Annotated in this window: 23 protein-coding genes; 6 read left to right on the forward strand and 17 right to left on the reverse strand. The window is 35.0% G+C overall.

Translation table 11 applies throughout. The features are described 5' to 3' along the window. Window positions 1–23 precede the first annotated feature (23 nt). Together LV89_RS16635 and LV89_RS16640 are read right to left on the reverse strand one after the other, a co-directional pair. Window positions 24–344, reverse strand: a complete 321-nt coding sequence (locus LV89_RS16635; RefSeq protein ID WP_109744051.1) for an MGMT family protein — start codon at window positions 342–344, stop codon at window positions 24–26. A 114-nt stretch (window positions 345–458) separates the two neighbouring features. Next, window positions 459–2,072 carry a beta-N-acetylhexosaminidase gene (locus LV89_RS16640; RefSeq protein WP_109744052.1) on the reverse strand — a complete coding sequence of 538 codons (1,614 nt, stop codon included), beginning with the start codon at window positions 2,070–2,072 and terminating at the stop codon, window positions 459–461. Between the two features lie 198 nt (window positions 2,073–2,270). Here LV89_RS16640 and LV89_RS16645 point away from each other — a divergent pair, with 198 nt between their 5' ends. Then, window positions 2,271–2,639: a VanZ family protein gene (locus tag LV89_RS16645; protein ID WP_109744053.1), complete on the forward strand. Its 369-nt coding sequence runs from the start codon at window positions 2,271–2,273 to the stop codon at window positions 2,637–2,639. 235 nt (window positions 2,640–2,874) lie between these two features. Here the strand turns inward: LV89_RS16645 and LV89_RS16650 are convergent, their stop codons facing one another. The 5 genes from LV89_RS16650 to thrA all read right to left on the reverse strand — a co-directional run bounded on the left by LV89_RS16650 (window position 2,875) and on the right by thrA (window position 8,711). Further along, the gene (locus tag LV89_RS16650; protein WP_109744054.1) at window positions 2,875–3,810 is read right to left on the reverse strand and encodes a homoserine kinase; all 936 of its coding nucleotides are present in this window, start codon (window positions 3,808–3,810) and stop codon (window positions 2,875–2,877) included. Next, window positions 3,807–4,352, reverse strand: a complete 546-nt coding sequence (locus LV89_RS16655) for a hypothetical protein (RefSeq protein WP_146199187.1) — start codon at window positions 4,350–4,352, stop codon at window positions 3,807–3,809. Before LV89_RS16655 ends, LV89_RS16650 begins: the two co-directional genes overlap by 4 nt. Window positions 4,353–4,481: 129 nt before the next feature. Continuing rightward, complete coding sequence (locus LV89_RS16660; RefSeq protein WP_109744056.1) at window positions 4,482–5,168, reverse strand: DUF4276 family protein; 687 nt, start codon at window positions 5,166–5,168, stop codon at window positions 4,482–4,484. Continuing rightward, window positions 5,165–6,241 (reverse strand): AAA family ATPase, encoded by a 1,077-nt coding sequence (locus LV89_RS16665; protein WP_109744057.1) that lies wholly within the window; start codon window positions 6,239–6,241, stop codon window positions 5,165–5,167. The genes LV89_RS16660 and LV89_RS16665 overlap by 4 nt, the downstream gene beginning before the upstream one ends. A 13-nt stretch (window positions 6,242–6,254) precedes the next feature. Then, entirely contained in the window at window positions 6,255–8,711 is a 2,457-nt protein-coding gene (gene thrA, locus LV89_RS16670; protein WP_109744058.1) for a bifunctional aspartate kinase/homoserine dehydrogenase I, read from the reverse strand. Window positions 8,712–9,120: 409 nt separating this feature from the next. Between thrA and LV89_RS16675 the strand changes: the two genes are divergently transcribed. Next, the gene (locus LV89_RS16675) at window positions 9,121–10,239 is read left to right on the forward strand and encodes a vWA domain-containing protein (protein WP_109744059.1); all 1,119 of its coding nucleotides are present in this window, start codon (window positions 9,121–9,123) and stop codon (window positions 10,237–10,239) included. A gap of 285 nt (window positions 10,240–10,524) precedes the next feature. Here the strand turns inward: LV89_RS16675 and LV89_RS16680 are convergent, their stop codons facing one another. Together LV89_RS16680 and LV89_RS16685 are read right to left on the reverse strand one after the other, a co-directional pair. Next, the gene (locus tag LV89_RS16680) at window positions 10,525–14,868 is read right to left on the reverse strand and encodes a GEVED domain-containing protein (RefSeq protein ID WP_109744060.1); all 4,344 of its coding nucleotides are present in this window, start codon (window positions 14,866–14,868) and stop codon (window positions 10,525–10,527) included. A gap of 66 nt (window positions 14,869–14,934) precedes the next feature. After that, window positions 14,935–15,606 (reverse strand): hypothetical protein, encoded by a 672-nt coding sequence (locus LV89_RS16685; RefSeq protein WP_109744061.1) that lies wholly within the window; start codon window positions 15,604–15,606, stop codon window positions 14,935–14,937. A gap of 238 nt (window positions 15,607–15,844) precedes the next feature. On the opposite strand from LV89_RS16685, the gene LV89_RS16690 reads away from it, so the two are divergent. The 3 genes from LV89_RS16690 to LV89_RS16700 all read left to right on the forward strand — a co-directional run bounded on the left by LV89_RS16690 (window position 15,845) and on the right by LV89_RS16700 (window position 18,142). Beyond that, window positions 15,845–17,380 carry a MoxR family ATPase gene (locus tag LV89_RS16690; protein ID WP_109744062.1) on the forward strand — a complete coding sequence of 512 codons (1,536 nt, stop codon included), beginning with the start codon at window positions 15,845–15,847 and terminating at the stop codon, window positions 17,378–17,380. Window positions 17,381–17,615: 235 nt separating this feature from the next. Continuing rightward, the gene (locus tag LV89_RS16695) at window positions 17,616–17,873 is read left to right on the forward strand and encodes a hypothetical protein (protein ID WP_109744063.1); all 258 of its coding nucleotides are present in this window, start codon (window positions 17,616–17,618) and stop codon (window positions 17,871–17,873) included. Continuing rightward, the gene (locus LV89_RS16700) at window positions 17,858–18,142 is read left to right on the forward strand and encodes a type II toxin-antitoxin system RelE/ParE family toxin (RefSeq protein WP_109744064.1); all 285 of its coding nucleotides are present in this window, start codon (window positions 17,858–17,860) and stop codon (window positions 18,140–18,142) included. The genes LV89_RS16695 and LV89_RS16700 overlap by 16 nt, the downstream gene beginning before the upstream one ends. Before the next feature lie 5 nt (window positions 18,143–18,147). Here the strand turns inward: LV89_RS16700 and LV89_RS16705 are convergent, their stop codons facing one another. Together LV89_RS16705 and rpsU are read right to left on the reverse strand one after the other, a co-directional pair. After that, entirely contained in the window at window positions 18,148–19,032 is an 885-nt protein-coding gene (locus LV89_RS16705) for a phage lytic cycle repressor MrpR family protein (RefSeq protein ID WP_109744065.1), read from the reverse strand. 268 nt (window positions 19,033–19,300) lie between these two features. Beyond that, window positions 19,301–19,495, reverse strand: a complete 195-nt coding sequence (gene rpsU, locus LV89_RS16710; protein ID WP_109744066.1) for a 30S ribosomal protein S21 — start codon at window positions 19,493–19,495, stop codon at window positions 19,301–19,303. A gap of 281 nt (window positions 19,496–19,776) precedes the next feature. Between rpsU and LV89_RS16715 the strand changes: the two genes are divergently transcribed. Next, window positions 19,777–21,090, forward strand: coding sequence for a gluconate:H+ symporter (locus LV89_RS16715; RefSeq protein ID WP_109744067.1), 1,314 nt, complete (start codon window positions 19,777–19,779; stop codon window positions 21,088–21,090). An 81-nt stretch (window positions 21,091–21,171) separates the two neighbouring features. On the opposite strand, the gene LV89_RS16720 is transcribed toward LV89_RS16715, so the two are convergent. The 6 genes from LV89_RS16720 to LV89_RS16745 all read right to left on the reverse strand — a co-directional run bounded on the left by LV89_RS16720 (window position 21,172) and on the right by LV89_RS16745 (window position 26,317). Continuing rightward, entirely contained in the window at window positions 21,172–21,834 is a 663-nt protein-coding gene (locus tag LV89_RS16720) for an MgtC/SapB family protein (RefSeq protein ID WP_109744068.1), read from the reverse strand. Window positions 21,835–22,080: 246 nt separating this feature from the next. Beyond that, window positions 22,081–22,578 (reverse strand): DUF421 domain-containing protein, encoded by a 498-nt coding sequence (locus LV89_RS16725; RefSeq protein WP_109744069.1) that lies wholly within the window; start codon window positions 22,576–22,578, stop codon window positions 22,081–22,083. Window positions 22,579–22,580: 2 nt separating this feature from the next. Further along, on the reverse strand, window positions 22,581–22,979 hold the full coding sequence (locus LV89_RS16730) for an ExbD/TolR family protein (RefSeq protein ID WP_109744070.1): 399 nt from the start codon (window positions 22,977–22,979) through the stop codon (window positions 22,581–22,583). A 106-nt stretch (window positions 22,980–23,085) separates the two neighbouring features. Further along, on the reverse strand, window positions 23,086–23,802 hold the full coding sequence (locus LV89_RS16735) for a MotA/TolQ/ExbB proton channel family protein (RefSeq protein ID WP_109744071.1): 717 nt from the start codon (window positions 23,800–23,802) through the stop codon (window positions 23,086–23,088). A 432-nt stretch (window positions 23,803–24,234) separates the two neighbouring features. Further along, the gene (locus tag LV89_RS16740; RefSeq protein ID WP_109744072.1) at window positions 24,235–25,737 is read right to left on the reverse strand and encodes a malate:quinone oxidoreductase; all 1,503 of its coding nucleotides are present in this window, start codon (window positions 25,735–25,737) and stop codon (window positions 24,235–24,237) included. A 94-nt stretch (window positions 25,738–25,831) separates the two neighbouring features. Further along, window positions 25,832–26,317, reverse strand: coding sequence for a GNAT family N-acetyltransferase (locus tag LV89_RS16745; RefSeq protein ID WP_109744073.1), 486 nt, complete (start codon window positions 26,315–26,317; stop codon window positions 25,832–25,834). Window positions 26,318–26,367: the final 50 nt, after the last annotated feature.

The raw sequence follows: 26,367 nt of genomic DNA on the forward strand, positions 1-26,367 counted from the left end.
CATAACGATGACTTTCACGCTGTTTAAAGCAATTCATCTTTGGGAATCCAATAGTGGTTTTTAAGGTTTTTTATTTTATCATTTTCAACAACAATTCCTTCGTTTTCAAGTAACTCTTGCATTTTATCACCTCCAAAAAACGCTTTTCCTGTTAGTACCCCTGCCCTATTAACCACTCTATGTGCTGGAATAGTAGCATCTCCGTGACAGGCATTCATAGCCCAGCCCACAAATCTTGCTCCTCCTTTTGAGCCTAAATATTCTGCAATCGCACCATAAGACGTTACTCTGCCTTCAGGAATAAGGCGAACAACTTGATAAATATCTTCAAAGGAATTTTTCATGTTACAAAGTAAATTAGATTTCAATATGCTCAAATCATTTTAAACAAAAAAGGTAGAATATCCTAAAAGGTTATTCTACCATGAACAAGCATTAATTTATTGATTTTGAAGTGTTTATTTCTTTTCTGCTAAGAAACTTTTGGCATAATTTACCTTTAAGTTTCCTAAACGTTCAATGTGTGTTTTTAAGCGATTGGTAAAATCTCCAAAATTTCTTGATGAACTTGGCGACCAAGCTACTTCCGAAACGGCACAGGCTCTTGGGAAAACCATGTACTCAATTTGATTGGTCGTTTGCATATATTCTGTCCAAACATTGGCTTGAAGTCCAAGTATAAATTTCTTTTGTTCAGCCGTTAATTCTTTCGGAGCGGGTTCATAACTATACACTTTTTCTAAAGTTAAAAATCCGCCAATTGCCAATGGTTCTGTTTTCGGGTCAGCCTGATAATGGTCTAAATACAAATGAGAACCCGGTGTCATTATTACATCATGGTTTTGTTTTGCTGCCAAAATCCCACCTTCTTCACCTCTCCACGACATTACTGTTGCATTTGGCGACAAACCTCCTTCTAAAATTTCATCCCAACCAATCATTTTTCTACCTTTTGAGGTAATAAATTTATCGATTCTACGGATAAAATAACTTTGTAATTCATGTTCATCTTTCAAGCCCTCTTTCTTCATTAAATCTTGGCAAAAACGACTTGTTTTCCATTGGTCTTTCGGGCATTCGTCTCCTCCAATGTGGATATATTGGCTTGGGAACAAATCAATTACTTCTGTCAAAACATTTTCTAAGAATGTAAAAGTCTCTTCTCTTGGGCAAAAAACATCGTTTGAAACACCCCAAGTTGTATGTACTTGATAAATTTTATCTTGATTACAACCCAATTCTGGATATGCCGCCAAAGCCGCTTGAGCATGACCAGGCATCTCAATTTCTGGAACAATGGTTACGTATTTTTTCTTAGCATAAGCAATAACTTCCTTTACTTCTTCTTGCGTATAGAAGCCGCCATAAGGTTTTCCATCATATTTGCCACTTCCATATTTTCCTACCAAAGTTTCTTTACGAACAGAGCCAATTTCGGTTAATTTGGGATATTTTTTGATTTCGATTCTCCAACCTTGGTCTTCTGTCAAGTGCCAGTGAAAAGTATTGAATTTATGTAAAGCAATTAAATCAATATATTTTTTGATAAAAGATACTGGAGAAAAATGACGACCAACATCTAAATGTAATCCACGATAAGAATATCTTGGAGCATCTTCTATTTTACAACATGGAATCGACCATTTTACACCTTCAACTTTACCGTCTTTAAAAACATCTGTTGGTAATAATTGTAACAAAGTTTGAACTCCGTAAAATGCACCTTTTGCCGTTTTAGCAGAAATCACTACTTGTTTTGTAGAAACATCCAATTTATAACCCTCCTCAGGAATACTTCCATCTTGCACAAACTGAATAGAACCTTTTACTAATTTCTTTGAATCAGCAACTACTTTTTTATTCCATCCATTTAAAGTATTAAGTTGCGTATTCAATAGCTCCGCAACATCTCCCCAAGCGGCATTACCCACAATAACGGTTTTATCATTAACAGTAAAAACACCTATTTGTGCTTCGAGTTTCTGAGGGACAGGAATAATATTGTATTGATTTTGGGCAAAAATACCGAACGAAATTGTCCAAATAGAGAGGATAAAAATCAGTTTTTTCATTAGAAATAGTTTTTGATAAAGATTTGAAACGGGTTTAATAATTCAAAAGTATGTCAAATAATACAAAAAACAAGCTTTCTTATAGGGTAATTCATTTATTTTAAAACACAAATCGGCAATAAAATTCCGATTAAGAAATTTATTGCCGATATTTTTATATTTTTAAAACATTGATTTATAGTTTCGTAATTTTGCAAGATGGAAAAATTGCTAAAACTACTTCAATCTAAATATACAGCCCCTATTTGGACACTCATTATTTTTATTCTCTGTACCATTCCAAGCCAACACATTCCTACACCACAAAATTTAAGTGACAAAGCAAACCATTTCATTGCTTTTGCAGGATTTACTTTCTTTTGGCTTTTCTCATTTAATAAACCTTTAAAAATAATACTGATTGCTATAATTTATGGTATTGGAATAGAGTTTTGGCAAGCTATTTTACCCGCATCTTTTCATCGAGGATTTGAATGGTATGATGCTTTAGCGGATAGTATTGGAGGAGTAATTGGCTATTTTATTTACTTGATTTTTAGAAAAGTTGTCAATATTATTCGTCATTAGACTTCCTGCGAAAGTGTTTTATGATTGAAAAATGGTATATTTTCGAGTGAAAATAGCGGGAATTTTGAAAGCATAGCAGAGAAATGGGGGGATGCCCAATCTTGAAAAATTTTCGCTATTTGTAGCCGAAAAGATGTTGTTTTACGACTTAAAACACTTTCGAAGGAAGTCTATTAAAATAAAATGCCTACAAATAATTTTGCAGACATTTTATTTTTAAGAAATTTTTAAAACTTTATCCTAACACCACAGGGCCCGCCTGATTAATGCCAGAAACATAACATTCTGAACCAATCCCAACTTTGGCAAAACCATCTTGCATAGCTTTCCCAACCCGATTGGCTGTAAATAAATCTTTTGATAAAGCAAACATTGAAGGTCCAGAACCCGAGATTGAACAGCCCAAAGCTCCGCTGTCTAAAGCAGCATTTTTTACATCATCAAATTGAGGAATTAATATCGAACGAATTGGCTCAATGATTACATCTACCAAGCTTCTCGAAATCAAGTCGTAATCTGGCAACATTAAACCTGCTACTAAACCCGCCACATTCCCCATTTGGGTAATGGTATTTTTCAAAGAAATTTCTCTTTTCAAAATGTTGCGAGCATCTTTCGTATTTACTTCAATATGCGGGTGAACGATGGTTGCGTACAATTCTTGAGGCGTTTTTAGTTGAATAATATCCAAAGGTTCATAAGAACGAATAACCACAAAACCACCCATCAAACTTGGTCCCACGTTATCAGCATGAGCAGAACCGCAAGCAATACGCTCGCCTTCCATCGCAAAAGGCAATAAATCTTTTTGAGCCAAAGGTCTGCCCATCAATTCATTAGCAGCAAAAACACCTGCCACCGAAGAAGCCGCCGAAGAACCCAATCCCGAACCCAACGGCATCAACTTTTTAAGGTTCATTTCAAACCCTTGCCCTTCTTCACCAATAGCTTCCAAGAATTTCAGAATGGCAATTCCTGCCGTATTTTTTTCAGCATCTAAGGGCAAACGACCTTCATCACCTTCAATACTAAGAATTTTAACGCCTTTATGATTCGCTTTCTTCAAGATTAGTTCATCTCCAGGATTATCAACGGCAAAACCGAAAATATCAAATCCACAGGCAACATTTGCCACCGTCGCAGGGGCGAAAACTTTTATTGTATTTGTCATTTAACTATACTTTCATTGGCATGATACCACGCATATTTTTTCAATTCTGTCTTTAATGATTGGAGAGAAATTGAGTCTTTTTTTACTTCAAATTTATGAGGGTATGAACCTCCAATTGTACCTCCAACAATAGGAGAAACACACATCCCTATTACCAGTACAGATATTCCACCCAAAATCTGACTCATAAGATTCAAACTTTTATCTCTAACAATACTTCTGGTTGCAAATCCAGAAAGTGTTGTTCCTACAACAAATCCGACAATAGCACCTTTCCCAACACCTCCTCTTTTTCTAATTTTAATATTTTTCACAATCCCAAAATCAAATGATTTGGTTCGAGGAATATTATTTTCTTTAACATTAAAATCCCAATGAGTAGAGTTTGGTAACACTAAAAAGTCTTTATCTCTAACTTGAAACATCAATCCTTTATAGACTTTGTTATCTAATGTGGTAACTTTTACCATATATTTTTTCTGTGCCAATACAAACGAGAAGCATGAGAAAAATAGAACAAGAGTTAATATAGATGTTTTCATAGGTTTTGAATTTTAAGTGTATGCTTAGGACGAATTTTGGTTTGAAATGATTGTTTGGACATAAAAATTCATCCAACTTCAGCTTCTTTCCACAGCCCATCTAATAGTAAACTTATTTCGTTAACTCTATCAAGATTCTAAAACAACATGAGTTATTTTATCAAGCCAATTCTTAAAATGGGGACATTCCTTTAGAATACTATTTATACCCGTTAATTCAGCAATATCAACTCCATCCGCAATTTTATTATATTTTTTATTAATACTTGAGTAAATTGACTCTATTCTTTTAGAAGGAAAAGTTTCTGGGGAACTATTTATATCTTCGATACTTAAATATTTACTTTTCAAATCAATTATTTCCCTTTTTATTTGTTCGTCTTCCAAATCAAATCCATCCTCAGGATTAGCAAATAGTAACGTTTCAAACTCATGCCGTAGAATATTTGGAATAAAGTTAGTATATGGTTTGATTGTATTAACATAGTTTTTTAATGATTCTTCCATACACAAAATACGTTGCTCAACGTCACTTTTTTCTATACAATTCAGATAATTTGGCATTTTCTTCTCACTATTAATACCCGAATAGTCAATCATGGTTGTTATTATTGGTTCATCTTTATAATACATAATAGGTTTTATTGTATTGCGAAAATGCTCAATATTGTTAAACCCATGTCCGCCACCACTCATTGTTATCTTAATAGGTTGAATGTTTGTATGTAATCCCTGATTTGATAAATATGAGATTAGCAATCTTTCGACAAATTCAGCTTCCGTTTGTCCTTCAACTATGATATATAAGTGCTTCATGGCATACCTCCTATTACGTTTTTATTCCACAAATCACCAATACTATACTCTCGAAGCCAATCTTTGAGACTTTCACTATTTTGTCGAACAAATACCGATTGATTATCCTCTCTATCAACAGTAATAATATCTTCTGGACTAAAATTATCAACCAAATTTATGGACTGGGTCGAAATAATAATTTGACTTTGAGCCGATGCTTTTTTGATTAGCCCAGCCAATTTATTGATGGCAAAAGGATGTAAGCCTAATTCAGGTTCATCTATAATGATGGTTGAAGGAAGTTCTGGCTGTAATAGTAATGTTGCCAAAGCCATAAAGCGTAAAGTCCCATCTGATAACTGCATTGCATACAAATTCATATCTGAATCTTTTTGCCTCCACGACAATTGTATTTTATCCTCTCTAATTCTGTCAGGTTCTAATACAAAACAGTCAAAATATGGAGCAACAGACCTAATAATCATTTCTATTTTTTTGAAACTTTTAGGATGTTTTTCTTGAAGAAAATATAGATAAGCAGCTAAATTCCCAGCATCTTCAAATAAAAATTGATTATCATCAATATTACATTTTTGCTTAATTTTTGCCGTTTTACTGGTGTCGTGAAAATGAAAAATTTTAAATGAAGACATATATTTTTTCACATACTTATATCGTCCTCCTTCTTCATTTTTCAATCTACTCTCTAAATATCCATTTCCAAGCGATACTTCATCCCAATCAGTTTTTCCATATCCATGATGAAACCGAGTTATATCAAATTCAAAAAACAAATATCCTTGTTGGTTTGGCTTCAAAGTAAAAGAGTAAGCATTAGTATTATCAAACTCAATTCTTCCTAAAAGACGTTCAGATTCCTTTAATCCATTGTACAAAACATTTTCTGCTCCTGCTTCTTCTGCAATATAGTTTTGTAAATTTTGAGTATAAATATTATAGATTAATTTAAAAAAATTAATAAAATTACTTTTGCCTGCTCCATTAGCACCAATTAGTACATTGATAGGCAAGAGCTTCAGCTCCATTTCTCTGATGGATTTGAAATTTCTAATTCTTATTAAATTTATCATGTAACATATATGTTTAAGCCAAATAACTCCCAATTGCCACAATATCTGCAAACACACCTGAGGCGGTTACTTCTGCTCCTGCTCCCGGTCCTTTGATGACCAATGGGCGGTCGTGGTAGCGTTTGGTGGTGAAGGAAATCACGTTATCGGCTCCGTCCATCATATAAAATGGATGTGATTTTCCGATGCTTCTTACGCCAATGTTGATTTTGTTATTTTCTAAAGTCGCAATGAATCTCAACACTTCGCCTTTCGCATCTGCTTCGTTTACCATTGCTTCAAAATAGGCATTTGAAACTTCTAACTCAGTAAAGAAATCTTCAACTGTTGGGGCTTGTTCACAGTTTTCTGGTAATAACTTATCAATCGTAACGTCTTCTGGTTCTAATTTCAAACCAATTTCACGACCTAAAATCAGAATCTTTCTGGCTACGTCCATTCCGCTCAAATCTTCTCTTGGGTCTGGCTCGGTATAACCTTTTACTTTGGCTTCTTTTACGATGTCGGCAAATTTTACACCTGCTTTGAAATTATTGAAAATATATGATAATGTTCCAGATAAAACACCCTCGATTTTCTCAAATCTATCACCCGAAGAAATTAATCCTTGTAGCGTATTGATGACAGGTAAGCCTGCTCCTACATTAGTTTCGTACAAGAATTTTACGCCTTTTTTCAGTGCTGTTCTGTGCAATAAGGCGTAGTCTTCATAACGTCCTGAATTAGCAACTTTATTTGGCGTTACTACCGAAATATTCGCTTCAAATAATCCTAAATAATAATTATGAATTTCTTTATTAGCTGTACAATCTGCAAAGACAGAGTTTGGTAAATTCAAACGTTTTGCTTCTTCAACAAACGCCCAAATTTCAGCAGGTTTTCCTTTTGAATCACGTTCTTCTTCCCAATTATTCAAATCAATTCCTTGTGGGTCAATGAGCATTTTTCGAGAATTCATCACCCCTACTAAATTAATTTTCAATGCTTTATATTTCGACAAGTAATTTTCTTGTCCCTGTAATTGTTCTAACAAGGCTTTTCCAATTAAACCTGTTCCCACTAAGAAAAGGTTTAAGGTTTTGGCTTGCGAGAAAAAGAATGAATCATGGATAACATTCAAGGCTTTTGAAATATCTTTCTTTTCAATTACTACAGAAATGTTCAATTCTGACGAACCTTGTGCCGTTGCTACGATATTGATACCGTTTTTACCCAGAACCGAGAATAATTTACCACTCACGCCCGTATGACGACGCATTCCTTCGCCCACCACGGCAATTACAGACAGATTTTCTTGAATATCAATGCCTTCTACATCGCCGTCGGCAATTTCAGTTTTGAATTCTTCTTCCAATAAAGCTTTTACCGATGCCGATGCCGAAGGTTCAATCGCAAAACATATTGAGTGTTCTGAAGAAGCTTGTGAAATCAAAATAACGGAAATGCGATGTTTGGCTAAAACAGTAAATAGTTTGGCTGAAACCCCAGCAACGCCAATCATACCAGAACCTTGTAAATTGACCAAAGCCAAATTATCAATAGAACTGATACCTGTAATGATATATTCAGAAGGTTCGGCAACACGATTTACCACCGTACCTACAAAGTCTGTATTAAAAGTATTGAGAACTCTAATGGGAATATTTTTGGCAAAAGCAGGTTGCAACGAAGGCGGATAAATCACTTTCGCTCCAAAATGCGTCAATTCCATTGCCTCCGCATACGTGATGGTCGGAATGGTAAAGGCATTTTTAACTTTGCGTGGGTCGGCGGTCATCATGCCGTCAACGTCTGTCCAAATTTCAATTTCTTCCGCATTTAGAGCTGCACCAAAAATTGAACCTGTATAATCAGAACCTCCACGACCTAAGGTTGTGGTTTCGCCCTTTTCAGTTGAACCAATAAAACCCGTAATTAATTGTAGAGATTTTGTTTTCGAGAAATACGTTTGAATTTGAGCATTGGTTACCTCAAAATTCACCGCTGCCATACCAAAGTTACCATCGGTACGAACAACTTTACGAGCATCTAAAAACTGACAATCAACGCCTTGTGCATGAAGAATTTCATAAATTAAGGTCGTAGAAAGGCGTTCTCCGAAGCTAACGATAAGGTCGGATGTTCGGTCAGAAATTTCACGAATTAGCGAAACACCTTTCAGTAAATCTTCTAATTCGTTGATAATGGTACGGATATTTGCAAATACTTTCGACTGAGATTTTACGTCAATTAAGGCACGTACAACTGTGAAATGACGATTTTCAATCTCTTTAACTAAGTCAAAATAGGTGGTATCTCCTACCGACGCTAAATCTCCTGCTTTCAATAATTGGTTGGTCACGCCACCCATTGCTGAAAATACTGCTGCAACTTGCTCACCTTTAGCTTGTTTGCTTTTGATGATGCCTAACACCGCTTGGATACTGTCAATAGTACCACAAGAAGTTCCTCCGAATTTTAATACTTTCATTTTTTTAGTGAATAGTTATCCTATTCCTGCTTGGATTATCTGCTTTACAACAGCAGGTTAAATTTATTTATTTTATTAGCGACAAATATACCCATAAAAGCTATCAACCTCAAAGCGGATAAGCTCTTAGTTTGTAAGTAATACTAAACAATCGTCTGCTACAATTGTTATTTTCATCAACAAGGCAAACTCCCTGCCAATTAAATGAAAGATTTACGGTGGAAGAACTTGATATAATGTTTTGTTGTTAGAATGGTACTGTGAACTTTCGTATTAGAACTTGGATTTGTAAGATTCAAAGATTTTTGGATTAGAATATTTGTCAACAAAATCCTCTAATCTAATCCCACGAATCCAAGTTCAAACAAAAAAATGCGAACAACATCGAAAATCCTAAATCCGAAATTATATGATAGGTTATCGTTTCTCTGAATATATACCCGAAGAACAAGAAGATGGCAAAAAAGCCAAATTTGACCAATTGCTTGATATTTTCAATCAGCTAATTACCATGACAGCGGGCAATGTTTCAGAAGCATTGTCGTGGCTTACACAGTTGGACAAACAATATAATTTGACTGATGAAACTTACGGAATTGCTGATTTTATAGATGATTTAAAAGCCAAAGGTTACATCAAAGAAGAGAAAAACGAAGATGGCGAAGAACAACAAATTCTTACTGCCAAAGGTGAGCAATCTATTCGGAAACAATCTTTAGATGAAATTTTCGGCAAATTAAAGAAAACCAGTAATTCAGGAAATCACCGAACGCCTTATCAAGGCACGGGCGATGAAAATAATACCGACCGTCGAGAATTTCAATTCGGAGATTCGATGGAACAAATTGCCATGACTGAATCAATCCGAAATGCTCAGATAAACAATGGTTTAGAACATTTTATGCTCACAGAAAATGACCTCGAAATCATGGACAAAGAGTATAAAGCTCAAACTTCTACGGTTTTAATGATTGATATTTCGCATTCGATGATTCTTTATGGTGAAGACAGAATTACGCCCGCCAAAAAAGTAGCAATGGCAATGGCGGAGCTTATTATGACCAAATATCCCAAAGACACGTTGGACGTAATTGTATTTGGAAATGATGCTTGGCAAATTCAAGTGCGTGATTTACCTTATTTAGAAGTTGGTCCTTATCATACCAATACCGTCGCAGGATTGGAATTGGCGATGGATTTATTGCGAAGAAGAAAGAATAAAAACAAGCAAATTTTTATGATTACTGATGGCAAACCTACCTGTTTGAAAGAAGGTATCAAATACTATAAAAACTCGTTTGGCTTAGACAAAAAGATTCTGAATAAAACGCTCACGTTAGCGGCACAGTGTAGAAGATTGAAAATTCCTGTAACGACTTTCATGATTGCGAGAGATGAATATTTGAAAGAATTTGTCCAAGAATTTACCAAAATCAACAACGGACGAGCGTATTATTCTTCGTTGAAAGGTTTAGGTGAATTTATTTTTGAGGATTATGAGAAAAACCGTCGGAAGAATGTGAGATAATAGAGAATAGATTTTAGAGAATTAAAAAGGGAAAAGAGGTTGTCTCAAAAGTTTTCGGAACTATAAAGGGTTTGTTACAAGACAAACGATAGACCACTGATGAAACGGGTTATATTGATTTACGCAGATTTTTCTTTATTTCATCTGACTGTAAATCTGTAAAACCCATTCAATCTATGGTCTAAATTTGTCAGCGACAAATAGTTGATAGTTCTAAAAGCATGAAGGAAATCAAACAAATTGTAGTCTGAAATACTTGAAACTTTTGTGACAACCTCTTGAAACTTACTTTTCGGAATTTTTAATTACCGAGTTTGTATTTACAGAAGGACAATTGGTAGATTGATTGATTGAAAAAACACCTGTTTTTTGAGAATCAAAACCCGGTGTAAAGTCAACTGCTTGTTGGTAATCAAGCATTAATCGTCCGTCAGCATTTACTTTATTACTAATATCAAATCCTTTAGCGACACGACGAATATTTTCATTTGCTTCTACATCATCGGTTGGAGATACTAAGGTTGTAAAATTATAATCCCAACAATTTGCATTTCCTATATTCAAAATAAAATCCATTGCTTCTCCATAATAACCTGATAAACATGGGTCAAATACCGTTCCATATACTCTAATGACAACTCTCATTCTATATTGCCCTATTGCATAATTATTGGTATTGATAGTAGTTGCGTGCGAAAGCATATTGGTTGTACTTTGGTAAATAAGTTCACTTGTTTCAAAGATTTGATTATTATTTTTATCAATCCAAATCGTTAAAAAGGTAATATTAGGCGAGTTAACAGCTACATTATAAGTAGTTGCCAATGATAAATTATGAGTTTGATTGGTATATTGTGTGTAAAGCCCACAACCTGTTGTTTTTTGAAGATTCAAGGTTGTATTGGCTATCGAAATCTTCGAAACATAATATCCTGTTTCACAATACATTGACGGACTACAATAACCACCCGTTGTCCCTGGCACAACCCCAGTCGGCTTATAAAAAGGTGAAACAAAAACATTTTGTGAACATGGATTATCATCCTTAAAAACTGAACAAAGTGTATAATAACCTTTATAAGCAAACTTTCTCACAATTGAAGAATACCGTGATGAATCTGAAATCATTAGCGAATCTTTGATATAAGCTATATTTCCATAAGAATCTAAACCTGATATGACTTGCTGGTAAGTTGGTAAGGTAGTACTTGAGACTGGAATTACAACGAAGTAAATCATACCAGTATTAGAAGCTTTAAATTTTAATTTCAAGCTTTCGTCGGGTACTACTGAAACGATTGCCTGTTGAACAGCTTTAGCACTTTGATTGGTTATTGAAATTGAAACGGTATCGCTAATTACTAAATTGGGCTGAGTGATAATTCGTACTTTATAGTTACCCAAAGCCGTTTGTGGAAGTACACACGAAATCAGTCCACCAGAAGCCAATATTATATTTGTCGAACCCAGTGTTGTTGGATTGGCAAAACTTCCATTATTATTAGACATTTCTACTTTAAGGCTTGTATTGGCAGTATTTAAAATAGATGAGTAATATAGATTTACAGAGCTTCCTTTACATAAATTACTATTAGCCAATGGTACAATATTAACTTGACCAACTAATGTTGTAAAATTAGCTCCTGCCGAATATCCCGAACATCCTCCGCCTACTTCCCATTGGTATGTTGTATTAGGTAAGAAAGATTCTAATGTAACTGAAGTTGCCCCAACAACAATAGCAGTAGAGTCCCAAGTAGTATTTCCTAATTTTTTATATCGAAGTTGATACGTATTATATGTCGAACTTCCATTCCAAGTAAAGGTTGCTTTATTTGCTTTGATGGCGGTACGCTGAAGATTCGTTGGAGCAGCTACCGTTGTAACACAACCGATATTAACTAAATAATCTTCTGCTTCTCCATAAGTTTGACTATTCAAACAGCTATTAGGCGTATAGTAGTTGTAAGTAGCCATTACTCTCATTCGAGTCAAACCAGTTATACTATTGGCAGGTATTTGTATCGAACCTGTATGATTATTATATGTACCAGTACTTACAAATACTTGTTCATTTGAAGAAAAAGACCCGTCTTTATTATAATCAATCCATATATAGATATATTCAGGATAGGTGCCAGTTGTAAGACTAAAACTATAGGCACTTCCAACAGCTAAATCATAGGCATTCAAATTATTAAATCCAAATCCTGTACTTCCAGAACAAGTAGAAGTATTATTTAATCCTGCAAGCGGCATTTTGAAATTACTAATCAATGTAGAGTAGCTCGTACAGTTCAATGAAGGCTCACAATAAGTTAGTAATGCCCCCGTAGTGGTGGCTGAAACTTTTAACACACTACTTGGACAACCACTTGTTGAAGCTAAAATAGTTACATAAATGTCATAACCTGTTCCAGAAAGCAAACCACTTACATTTTTCATAATAGGACTATTAGGTGTAGTTATAAGTATTGAACCTGCTCGTATTGCTTGAAATCCATTAGCCGCTTTTCCGTCTATAATTTGTTGAGCTGTTGGAGCCGTAGCTCCTTGTCCTACTATAATGTAATAAACTGAACTTTGTGCGTTAGACGATATTGCTGTAATATCAAAACCATTATCGGTATTATTAGACGTTGTAATGGTTGGAAGACTTGGAGCAACTGTACTGGAAATAGTAATTAATTGCGTACTTACTAAACTTGATATAGCAGGAGAAGACCCATCCAAACGCACTCTATAAGTACCACTTGGAATAGAATTATTTATCGTTCCTTGAATACTACCACTAATGCTACTACTTGTATTTCCAATGGTGTAAACAATATTATTACTACTATTTATTAATTGTAAGCTCATTACATTGCCACTATTGAAACTCCCTGCCACTGTATAATCAATGGAAATTGTGGAGTTGATACATAATGTTGAGGGTGTTTGAGGGCTTATCGTAATTTGTAAAGCTGCTTGTGGAGTTGAAAAATTGGTTCCTTGTGTAAAATTTGAACAAGAGGACCTAACTCGCCATTCAAAAGTTGTATTAAAGGATAAACCTGTAATGACAAATGAATTTGTATTAACTGTTCCACCAAAAAGCCACGTACTACTTCCTAAGACTCGGTACTCAATGGCATAATAAGTTGCTCCGCTAATAACATCCCACTGCACTTGAGCGGCGTTACCTGTTGTACTTAAAACTTGGAGATTACTTGGGTCGGCAGTTATAGAACCCGTAGTAAAACAAGTAGCAGCGGCAATTTTTGCTCTCAGCAAATTTCCGGGTTGAGGCCCAAACCCTAACGACATATTGATTCCAACTGATTGCAGATGACAATAACTCATAATTGTTCCGCCAACTGATGGAATTGGACCTACTGAACAACTATTACCAGAACTATCAGCTTCTGCAAAACCCGAACAACCATCAATTGGGCCACCAACCCAACCACAATAATGTGTGTGACGAGAACCTAATATATGCCCCATTTCATGCGTTAGTACCATCACTGTCCATGAGTACGTTGGTAAAGGTTGATACGTAGTTTCAATAGCACTAACACAACACATTTCTTTTTTACCATTTACGCACAATCTCGCAGGAATGGCATTGGCAATACCTCCTCCCAATGTTGATAAACGACCACTGACAAAATGGGCAATATCGCCATTAAAATTACCATTAAGGGTATTACTAAAAGTAGTGACTAAGGTACTTGTGGAGGTAATTGAAGCATAAGGGTCAAGAGTATCCCAAACCTTTATCTCAGACACAATCATGTTTATTGATTCATTCTTGTAAAGAGTTGTTACTTGATTCAAAATACCTGTCATATATTGAATAACCCCTTGTATCGTACTTCCTTTTGCCTGATACAAAGCATTATCACATTCAAAATACATTTTAATATCCTTACAAGTTGAATTACCTGCATTATTTAATAAAGCAGGGACATTTTCTTGAGTCAATCCTTGTATTTCACGGTCATCAGTAGAACAATTAAAGGCAAATTCTTTCGTCATTTTCAAATCATCAACGTTATAAATAACATGAGAACTTGACGTAACATTTGATTTGCCAATAATACGATTCCCTAAACCATTTGAAGACAACATTCCCATTATTGAACCATCACTAAAAATGGAAATAGAAGCAACCGATGGTTCATCTACTCCGCTAAAAACTCCTTGATAATGAACAGAATTTGCAAGCGTCGAGGTTACATCTTTGTCTTTACTATTGACCACTTTAAATTCACTTAAATTTACCCTTGCTAAATTGAGTGTTACAAAAGCATTTTCTCCTATTGGAATTTGTAAAACCAACAAATTGGGTCTTGCTAAAATTAAGCTGTCAGAAACCTTCTTATTTACATCCAAACCATATAAATTATTGGTATTGTCTCCAATAAGATTTTTCGCAACAAGGTTTTTTGAGTTTGCCGATAAAGCAGTTCCCTGAAATAATTTAACAGGCTTAGCTATGGAGGAAGTAGCTTGAAGATTAACGCCAGTTGTTTTAAAAAGTATTTCCGATAAACGGCTGGTTCGTGATTGTGCTAAAATTGATGAACAATAACACCCACACACTATTACTAAGGCAATTATAGATTTTATTTTATTTTTCATCGAAACAAGATGATAAAGAAGATTAGAAAAAATTGAATTACAATGAATAAAAAATCATAAGACTTTCTATTTCTTTTTCAGATAATTAATTTCTCTTTTTAGCTTCTTCAACTCTTTTTCTTGTTTGATAGTATAAAGGGTCAATTCTTCAATTTTTCTTAATAAAGTTGCCTGCATTTCAACAAAATCTATCCCATTTTTTGACACTTCCTCTGCCGATGGAACATCTGGTAAGTGTTTATTCTCATTTATAAATTTTTCTACCTTACTCAAAGTTGGTAATTGATATTTTTTATCAAAAACATAATCTGCCCAAAATGATGAACCTCCTACGGCAACTCTCATTTTTTCAGTCAAAATCCCTTTTGATACATATAAACTATAAGGATTATTAGCAGGAATGGTTACTCCTGTTCCAATAACTACGCTTCCTGCCGCCGTTGATGCCACATTATTGCTCAAATCCCAAACAGTAGCTCCAACAGGTATCGTAGGAATGGTGGGCATATTTCCCATTAAAACATTGCCATCGGTATCCAAAGTCAAAACCTTAGCAGGAACAGTTGAAACTGAAGTTGAAGAATTCAGACCTGTAAATTTAAGCCCACTTCCATTACCCTGAGAATCAATAATTAACTGATTTTTTACGGTTAATGGTGCTTGAGTTTGTCCAATAGTTTTCACAGTAGAAGCAGTCAACATCAATAAAACAGCTGCCATTTGTTTCAATTTTTCCATAATATTTTTGAGTTTTTATTTTGATAGATATATACATTATACGTTATAAATTAACTACGTAAAACTACCATTTTATTAATTTCATTTAATTAGAATACTCAATTAGTTTTTACCGTTTAATAAATCGGATAAAGCCTCAATACACTATCTTACTCAAAGTATTTATAAGACTAAAAGAAACTTTTTGAAGCTTAAATTGTTGTTCTACATATACATTTCATTAAAATAAAGCTTTGTAATGTCATACAAAAACCTAACATCAGAAGACCTTTTGAAAATCAATACGCTTAGTGCATTGAAAGCGTCTGGATATAAACCTAAGTCTATCAAAGACGAATTGCGAGAGAATCTTATCCTAAAAATCAAAAATAAAGAGAAGGTTTTTGAAGGAATTTGGGGCTTTGAAGATACCGTAATTCCTGATATTGAAAGAGCCATTTTATCTCAACACCACATCAATCTTTTGGGGCTTCGTGGACAAGCCAAAACCCGTATTGCTCGCTTGATGGTTAACCTTTTAGATGAATACGTACCTGTTGTAAAAGGCTCAGAATTGAATGATGACCCCATGCAACCGCTTTCACGTTTTGCCAAAGATTTAATTGCTGAACATGGGGATTTAACGCCCGTAACTTGGCTACACCGTGACGACCGCTATACCGAAAAATTGGCAACGCCTGACGTTTCGGTAGCTGACCTTATCGGTGATGCTGACCCCATCAAAGCGGCAACCTTGAAATTACCTTATTCTGATGAACGTGTGGTTCACTTCGGACTCATTCCACGTTCACACCGTTGTATTTTTGTGATTAACGAATTACCTGATTTACAGGCTCGTATTCAGGTTTCTTTATTCAATATTTTGCAAGAAGGCGATATTCAAATTCGTGGTTTCAAAATTCGTTTGCCTTTAGACTTACAGTTTGTTTTTACTGCCAATCCAGAAGACTATACCAATCGTGGCTCAATCGTCACACCATTGAAAGACCGTATTGATTCTCAGATAGTTACCCATTATCCAAAGACTTTGGAGATTGGCAAAAAGATTACCCTGCAAGAAGCAAAATTGAAAGATGGACAAGAAGAAATTGTTACAACAAATCATATCATGGACGATTTGATTGAGCAAATTGCCATTGAAGCTCGTGCTTCTGAATATGTTGATGCAAAGTCGGGAGTTTCTGCTCGTATGACGATTTCAGCTTACGAAAACTTGGTTTCTGCCTCAGAAAGACGTGCTTTACTAAACGGAGAAGATAAAACTTATGTGCGTGTAGCTGACCTTATTGGCGTAATTCCTGCCGTTTGTGGAAAGGTAGAATTGGTTTACGAAGGAGAAGTGGAAGGTCCTGTTATTGTGGCTCAAAACCTTATCGGGAAAGCTATCAGAACGCAATTTCTAAATTATTTCCCTGACCCAGAAAAAATTAAGAAAGCAGCGAAAGATAAAGCAGGTAAAAATCCATACAAACCAATTATTGATTGGTTTATGGACGGAAACACAATGGATATTTTGAATGATAGTTCCGATTCCGATTATTCAGCACGACTTAGAACCATTGATGGTTTAGACGATTTAATTGAAAAAGTTTATCCTCAAATACAAGGTCGTGAGAAGTTGTTTATGATGGAATTTGTGTTACACGGTTTATCAGAATTCTCAATTATTTCTAAGAAAAATCTAGAAAAAGGCTTACAATTCAAAGATTTAACAGATTCTTTATTTGATTTGGATAATTTCAAATTTGATGAAGATGAAGAAGATTTTAGATAAGAAATTGCTGTCATTGAAAACGTAGTATAAAAATGTATAAATGTCTGTCATTCCGAACGTAGTGAAGCAATCCGTTTGATTGATGCAATGGTGTTTGAATATCATTTCTCAGTCCAACAGATTGCTTCACTGCGTTCGCAATGACAGGTAATGATACGATTGATGATTTGAAAATAAACTTCAGTGAGAAATAAACATCTATTCCAAAATTATTATCTTTGAAAAAAGAAAAACTATGGCACTAACAATTGATTCCGAAATAGAATTAAAAACTGAATTTCACAGATTGATTGATGAAATTCAAGATATGGAATATTTAAAGAAAATTTATGAATGTTTAGTAGAGCAATTTCATAAATCTTCAGAAGACTTCTCTGACTTGACTGTGGATAGGCTAAAACAATTTGATAAGTCCATTTTTGAAGTAAAACAAGGAAAACTTTACACCAATGAACAAATTAAAAAAGAAACTCAACAATGGCTTACGAAATAATTTGGTCAAGAGAATCTCGTGAAAATTATAAAGATATTATTGATTCATTATTGAAAAAATGGTCATTTGAAGTAGCAGAAGAGTTTACGAATAAAATAATAGAAAGATTAACATTATTAGAGATGAATCCATATTTAGGAACATCTCATCCCGAAATAACTTCATTGAGAAAATTGCTTATCCCACCTTACAATTATTTATATTACACTACTGTTAATCAACAAGTTATACTATTAAACATTGTTGATTCCAGACGAAAAATATCATAAACACCTCACGCCTTCGGATGTGCCTGCTCATAAATCTTCTTGATTTTCTCCATCGAATTGTGCGTATAAACTTGCGTTGCTGAGAGTGAAGAGTGTCCTAAGAGATCTTTAATAGCCGTTAATTCTGCTCCATTATTGAGTAAATGCGTAGCGTAGGAATGTCGCAAAATATGGGGAGATTTCTTTACCAATGTTGTTACTAAAGACAAGTATTTTTTCGTAATTCGCTGAATCATAACAGGATAAGCCTGATTTCCTTTTTCAGAAACTATCAAATATTCGTGTGCTAATCCTTCGGTATTTTTAAAGTTTTGGTAATCTTGAATCAATTTTATCAACGACTGACTAATCGGGATTATTCTTTGTTTGTTGCGTTTACCCAAAACCGTAACCGTTCGATTATAAAAATCAATATCCGTTTCCTTCAAATCAATCATTTCCGACAAACGCATTCCTGTCCCGTATAGTAATTCTAAAATTAATTTATCTCGTACACCTGCAAAATCATCTGGAAATTCTACATCGTCTAAGAGTGAATCCAATTCTTTTTCTCGTACAAATTCGGGAATATTTTTTTGCGTTTTCAATGCTGAGATTTTAAGCATTGGGTCTTTTTCAATGACTTTTTTCTGCAATAAAAACTTATAAAAAGTCCGCAGCGTAGCAATTTTTCGATTTACAGAACGATTTTCAACCTTCCCTTCCACCATCGAAACAATCCAAGAACGAATCATCTGAAAATCAGCTAATTGCGGATGATGAAAGTCATAAGATTTGACTAAATATTCATCAAATTGCTTCATATCAATCCCATAAGCAGTCACGGTATGTTCGCTACTACGTTTTTCGTATTTGATGTATTTGAGGAAAAAAGATATTATTTCATTCATGAGTTAGCTTCAATAAAAATAGACCACAGATTGTACGGATTTAACAGATTCACACTGATTTCTATATTTTAAGATAATACCTTTATCAGTGAAAATCCTTTAAATCTGTACAATCCGTGGTCTATTTTACTCTGTAAATTTCCATAAAAAAAGCGTTAAAACAAACTATTAAGTTTATTCTAACGCTTTTTGATGCTGACGGTTATCGGCTTAATTCACGATTAAATTGATAACATAAAATAATGTTATTAGAAATAAAATCAATGACCTATGCCTCTTCGTTACCGTACATTCTTTGTTTGTATGACGCACGGATAATTTCTGTACGACGGCTAATTGATGGTTTTTCAAAAGCCGAACGTTTGCGAAGTGCTTTTACTACGCCCGTTTTTTCAAATTTTTTCTTGAATCTCTTTAACGCTTTGTCGATTGACTCGTTTTCTTTGATATTGATAATCAGCATATTATGTGTTTGTTTAAAATCTTTTTTGTAAATAGAGGTGCAAAGATAACGGTTTGTATTTTAAATGTCAAGAGAAACTACTCAATTATGCCAGATTAAATGCTTCATAAGCTTTTTTAGAAGCATTTACTTCGATACATTATCAAAAAACTATTTATACAAACCTGTTACAAGCCTATAAAAATTAACATAAAAAGTAATAAATTTAAGACTTCTTGATTTATAAATCTTTAAAATACTATTAAATATCAATTATTCACCGTTAATTACTAATTGCATACATGACGCTAATTACCATTTTTCTATGTATCGGACTTTTAGTCCTTCTCATTACTTGGGGCAAAATCAATCCTTTTTTGGCATTTCTTATCGCTTCTATTGTGGCGGGTATTTGTATGGGAGTTCCTTTGGCAAATATTGGCAAATCTCTCCAAAAAGGAATCGGTGATATGCTTGGCTCACTGGTCATTGTTATTTCCTTGGGGGCAATGTTAGGTAAAATTGTAGCAGAAAGTGGAGCAGCTCAAAAAATCGCATCGGTGATGATGGGCATTTTTGGAAAAAAATATATTCATTGGGGTTTAGTTTGTACTGGATTTATTATCGGTATTCCCTTGTTTTATAATGTCGGATTTGTGTTGATGATTCCACTTATTTTTTCGGTGGTAAATCAATATAAACTCCCTGCGGTGTATTTGGGACTTCCTATGTTAGCATCTTTATCAGTTGCTCATGGTTTTCTGCCTCCACATCCCTCTCCTGCTGCATTGGTGGCTCAATTCAACGCTAATATGGGGCTTACATTAATTTATGGCTTAGCTATTGCTATTCCTGCTATTATTTTAGGAGGACCAGTTTTTGCCACAACGCTCAAGAAAATTGATTCAAAACCATTAGAGTCTTTTCAAAATGAAACATTGCCAAATGAACAATTACCAAGCACGCTCAATAGCTTTTTAACGTCTCTTCTTCCTGTTTTTTTATTAGGATTTACGACTGTTCTTACGTTTCAAGCAAAAGAAAATGAGTCTTTAAAAGCTTTTAGTTCTTTTATCGGCGACCCTGCTATTGTGATGCTCATTTCTTTAATCGTTGCTACTTTCACACTTGGACTAAACAGAGGTGTTTCTATGAAAAAAATCATGGGTTTTTATAGCGATGCAGTCAAAGATGTTTCAATGATTATTTTAATCATTGGCGGAGCAGGAGCATTAAAACAAATTTTGATAGAAAGTGGCGTTAGTGATGAAATTGCTGGCATTTTGAAAGACTTACCTTTCAATCCACTTATTACGGGTTGGTTCGTTGCAGCCATTATACGAGTTTGCGTAGGCTCGGCAACGGTAGCGGGATTAACAACTGCGGGAATTATTGCACCAATGGTTATACAAACAGGTGTAAATCCAGAATTAATGGTATTGGCAATTGGCTCAGGCAGTTTGATGTTCTCTCACGTGAATGACCCCGGATTTTGGCTATTCAAAGAATATTTCAATTTGAGCATTAAAGACACGCTTCGCTCATGGTCGATGATGGAAAGTATCGTTTCTTTAGTAGGACTTTTGGGCGTTCTGTTTATTAATGCAATGATGTAAAAATCTACAAAAAATGCTTTAATGTGTAAAAAAATACACATTAAAGCATTTTACAAATCGTCTTTCCCCCATAAAACTTCCTCAATATTCCAACTCTCGAATATCTTTATCTGCCATCAATTTTTTCACTAATTTATCATGCTTTGAACTACGCCCACGAACCGACCAATTACTGGTCAAGGTTTCTTTGGTAATGGTTTGTTTTTCTCGCTTGGCAGTCAAATTACATTGTTCAAAAATACTTTCTAATTTTCTATAAACCTCGGGGGTATAATCGCACACTATTTTGTAATTACGAGTACGTCCGTATTTCTCCATAATCACTTCCAATTTCACAAAAAGACCTAATACGACATATACAACGGTTGTTCCTAAAAACGAAAGTAAAATATGACCATCACCAATTGCCATGCCTAAAGATGCCGTTACCCAGATAATGGTAGCGGTAGTGAGACCTTTTACACGGTCGTCCATTTTGAAAATAACACCTGCACCCAAAAAACCGATACCCGTCACAACATTGGCAGCAATGCGGTCGGGAGAGGCTTTCATTCCCATTTTTTCAGATAAGATTGTAAAAATGGTACAACCTACTGAAATCAAGGTGAATGTCCGTAAGCCAGCGGATTTACTACGATATTCTCTTTCAAGACCCACCAATGCTCCAACAGCGGTTGATGCTAAAATCTTAATAAAATCATCATTGTAAAATATATGCTCAAAAAGTATCTGTAAATCACTCATATTTTAGGGGTTAGGGGTTAGGGGTTAGGGGTTAGGGGTTAGGGGTTAGGGGTTAGGGGTTAGGGGTTAGGGGAAATATTGAAATTCCTTTTATCTACTTATTTCTGTCATTATTCTTTCTCTTTTTTGCTATTCATGCTTAACTAACTGAGATTCGCAAAAAAGTAACTACCTGAGCTTTTTTCAGCAATTTACCCATTCGCTTTATCGCAAATCGCTTTTCGCTTAATATTTCTTCCCCTTTGTTTATCTCAAAATTTTCTTGGTCTTTCTCTTTTTTGTGGTTTTGTGAGTGTAATCATTGGCTATGACGCTAATATTTCCATCAACTTCCAAAATAGCTAAATTTACTTTTTCAATACTCGCCACCCCATGTTCACGAACAGCAGCTTCTAATTCTTCCATTGAAAATTCTGTTGCTTCCAATGCTTGATGCCTAACTTTTCCTTCATAAATCAACATTAATGGCTCTCCTTGAATAAATTTACTTACGGAATGATGTGTGAACATAAATTTTTTCAAGATAAAATTGGTTGCAAATAGTCCTGTTGCGGCAGCAAAACCGCCCAACAATGTTGTATCTGAACCGACCATTGCATTTTGTACCGAATTGGAAATGAGCAAGATAAAGGTTAAATCTATCACAGATAACTGCGACAATTCTTTCTTTCCGAAAATGCGAATAGCCGCTACGATGAAGGCGTAAACGGCTATTGATTTTAAAGCTATGATAAGATAATCCATTTTTACATTTTGTCTGTCGCCATAACCATTACTAAGTTTAGACGAGCCACAATATCATACACTTTGGCTAAATCTTGAACGGTACGGTCTTGAGCAATTCTCAAAATAACAGTTTCAGAGCCTTTTCTCTTGGCTTCTTCACCCAAATAAACCTCTAATTCTTCAAAAGGGACAAGATTATCATCTACAAAATATTGGTTGTTTTCATCAACCGTTACTCTGATATTTTCTTTGGTTGCCGTTTGTTGAGCCGTCGAAGATTCTGGTAAAAGCAATTTAATGGCATCGGGGCTTGCTAATGTTGAAATCATCAAGAAAAACATCATTAGGAAGAAAAGAATATCCGCTAATGCTCCCGTTTCAACTTCCGATTGTTCTCTATGTCTTTTTCTAATATTCATATTGTTAGGATAGATTTTAGAGTATAAAGTTTAGAGTATAAAGTTTAGATTGAACAATTTTATTGCCATTTCTAACCCCTAACTCCTAACCCCTAACTCCTAAACTCTATTTCGTTGCAGGTTTGTGTAAAATATCCAAAAAGTCGATAGCTGTGATTTCCATTTTGTTCACTGCACGGTCAATCATTGTCGTCAAGATGGTATAAAAGAAATAGGCAATGATACCTACCATCAAACCCGTAGCAGACGTTACCATTTTCTCATAAATACCACTGGCAATGGTACTGATGTCGATTTTGTTGGCAACCGAAATGTTATGGAATGTACGAATCATACCCGAAACCGTACCCAAGAAACCAAACATTGGAGCGATTTTAGCAATGGCAGAAAGAATCCCAAGGTTTTTCTCCATATTATAAATTTCTACTCTTGCCGTATTTTCAATAGCATTTTCAATATCACGAATTGGAGAACCTAAACGATTCAAACCTCTTTCCAACATACGTGCAATTGGATATTGAGAATTTTTACAGTAATTCACCGCACCTTGTACGTTGCCACCCACAAGCATTTCACGAATAGAAAACAAAAAAGTATTATCCATTCTTGCTGTTTTACGAATGTATAAATAACGTTCAACAAACAAGAAAAGAGCAATGGCAAACAAAATAAAAATCGGAATCATTACCCAACCACCTTTTTCTAAAAGGTTTAGGATATTCATTTCTTCATCGGTTTTTGTAAGAGTGGTCGTAGCAGTTGCCACAGTATCGGCATTAATTACGTTGGTTTGTAGGAGGATACTCGTAAGAAGAGTTTGCATAGTTTAGCGTGGGTTACGTAAGATAACGCTCATAATGATGAAGCAGGCATCTTATCAAAACAAACATTAAGGATTTATATTAAAATCTATTTTTTAACAAGTTTAACGAAAAAATCTGAATTTTATGGTATGAACTACCGTCAAATTCAGACTTTTTTTAGCTAAAATACTAATAACCAATAATTTATATTCCATTTCACGTTGAGTAATTACTTCTACTTTGACACTTTAAAACTTTCTCTAAAAAGAGCCGTAGGCTCGGGAGATTTTGTAGCCCCGAAATTTATTTCGGGGAAATAGTGAAAATTCAATCAAAGTTCCGTTTGAACGGAATATTTAAAGATTTACGTCATTTTCACCCCGAAATGAATTTCGGAGCTACAAGATAGTTCAAGCCTACGGCTTTTTTCAAAAATGACAAAGTAGAATCACTCAGCTTAATTCTAATATTTCATGCGACCATTTTCTAACTTTCATCGCCAGTTCTTTATCGTCGGCTAAATGTTTTCCGTAAGATGGTATCATTTCTTGCAATTTCGACAACCAAGCCTCTGATTGCATTTGTTCTGGAAAACATTTTTTCATCAATTCTACCATAATTGAAACAGATGTTGATGCCCCCGGTGATGCACCTAATAAAGCCGCAATTGTTCCATCGGCAGAAGCCACGATTTCTGTACCGAATTCCAAAACGCCTCCCTCCTCTTCGTCTTTTTTGATAACTTGTACTCGCTGACCCGCAATGGATAACTCCCAATCGTCGGCTTGAGCGTTGGGTACAAATTCACGAAGGGCATCTATTTTATCTTCAAAGCTTTGTGTAACTTGTTGAATCAAATATTTAGTCAAATCAAGGTTATGCAAACCTGCACTAATCATTGGAAGAATATTATCCGCCGTAATAGAAAGTGGCAAATCGAGGTATGAGCCTTCTTTCAAAAACTTGGTAGAAAAACCTGCAAATGGGCCAAAAAGTAATTCTTGTTTACCGTCAATAATTCGAGAATCTAAATGCGGAACTGACATGGGAGGCGAACCAACTTTGGCTTTTCCATAGACTTTGGCATGATGTTGATTGATTAAATCTTCATTTTTACAAACCAACCATTGTCCACTAACAGGAAAACCGCCAAAACCTTCGCCCTCTTTAATGTCCGATTCGTCTAATAAATCTAAAGAACCTCCACCTGCTCCGATGAAAACGAATTTGGTTTTTACCGATTTTTTCTCGTCGTTAATTTCATCTTTAATTTCCACAGTCCACGTTTTATCGTCTTCATCTTGGCTTAAAGATTTTACTTCGTGACTCAAAAACACCTCTACGCCATGACTTTCTTTCAAATGATTGAAAAGGCTTCGAGTGAGTTCTCCGAAATTTACATCTGTTCCAATTTCAATGTGCGTAGCAGCAACTTTCTGTGTTTCTTCACGGCTTTCCATCATCAAAGGCATCCATTCTTTCAGCGTCTTTGTATCTTCTGAAAATTGCATTCCTTCAAATAAATGGCAATTTTGAAGTGCCTCAAAACGCTTTTTAAGGTAGGTAACATCCTCTTCGCCTTCCACAAAACTACAATGTGGAATGGCATTAATGAATGATTTTGACGAACAGAAATAACCGTCTTTTACCAAATACGCCCAAAATTGTTTAGAAACCTCAAAAGATTCTATAATCTTGATTGCTTTATGAATATCAATGCTACCACCCTCATTTTCAGGAGTATAATTTAATTCGCAAAGAGCAGAATGTCCCGTTCCTGCATTATTCCAAGCGTCCGAACTTTCTGCTGCGACTTTATCTAAACGTTCAAAAATTTGAATTTTCAAATCGGGTTGTAATTCTTTTAAAAATACGCCCAAAGTGGCACTCATAATTCCTGCCCCAATAAGTGCAACATCACAATCGACGTTTGAATTTTGATTATGTTCTAACATATAATTTTAAATTAAGTAGCACAGACTTTAGTCTGTAGGTAAAAACAGACTGAAATCTGCATTATGTCAACTAAAATACAAACTAAAGTCTGTGTTACGCCAACCACTGATACATCACTAAAGCATCCGTTAAACCAAGTGTTTGGTGTTGATAGACTTTAGGCAATGTTCCTATAATTTCAAAACCACATTTTTGCCAAAGCCGAATTGCTCCTGTATTGGTTGCCATCACGATATTAAACTGCATTGCTTTGAAATCAAGACGTTTAGCTTCTTCCATCGAAAAACGGCACATGGCTTCTGCAAGACCTCGACCACGAAAATCTGGGTGTACCATGTAGCCTGCATTGGCAACGTGTGAACCTAAATCGGGTTGATTGGCTTTCAAAAAAAATGTACCAGCGATTTCTCCATCAATTTCTGCGACATAGGCATATTTTGAAGGTTCAAACCAAATATCTAACATTTTCTCCCGTGACGAATCTGGGGCATACACCCAAGTATCTCCTGATTTTATAACGGTGTGAATGATATTCCAGACCGCATCAGCGTCTTGCTCGGTTATTCTTCTAAACTGCATTTTCTATTAAGAATTGGGTATTTACAAAATTAGCCAACTTTTGATAGTTG

It is taken from the genome of Arcicella aurantiaca, assembly GCF_003148625.1.
Classification (GTDB): Bacteria; Bacteroidota; Bacteroidia; order Cytophagales; family Spirosomataceae; genus Arcicella; species Arcicella aurantiaca.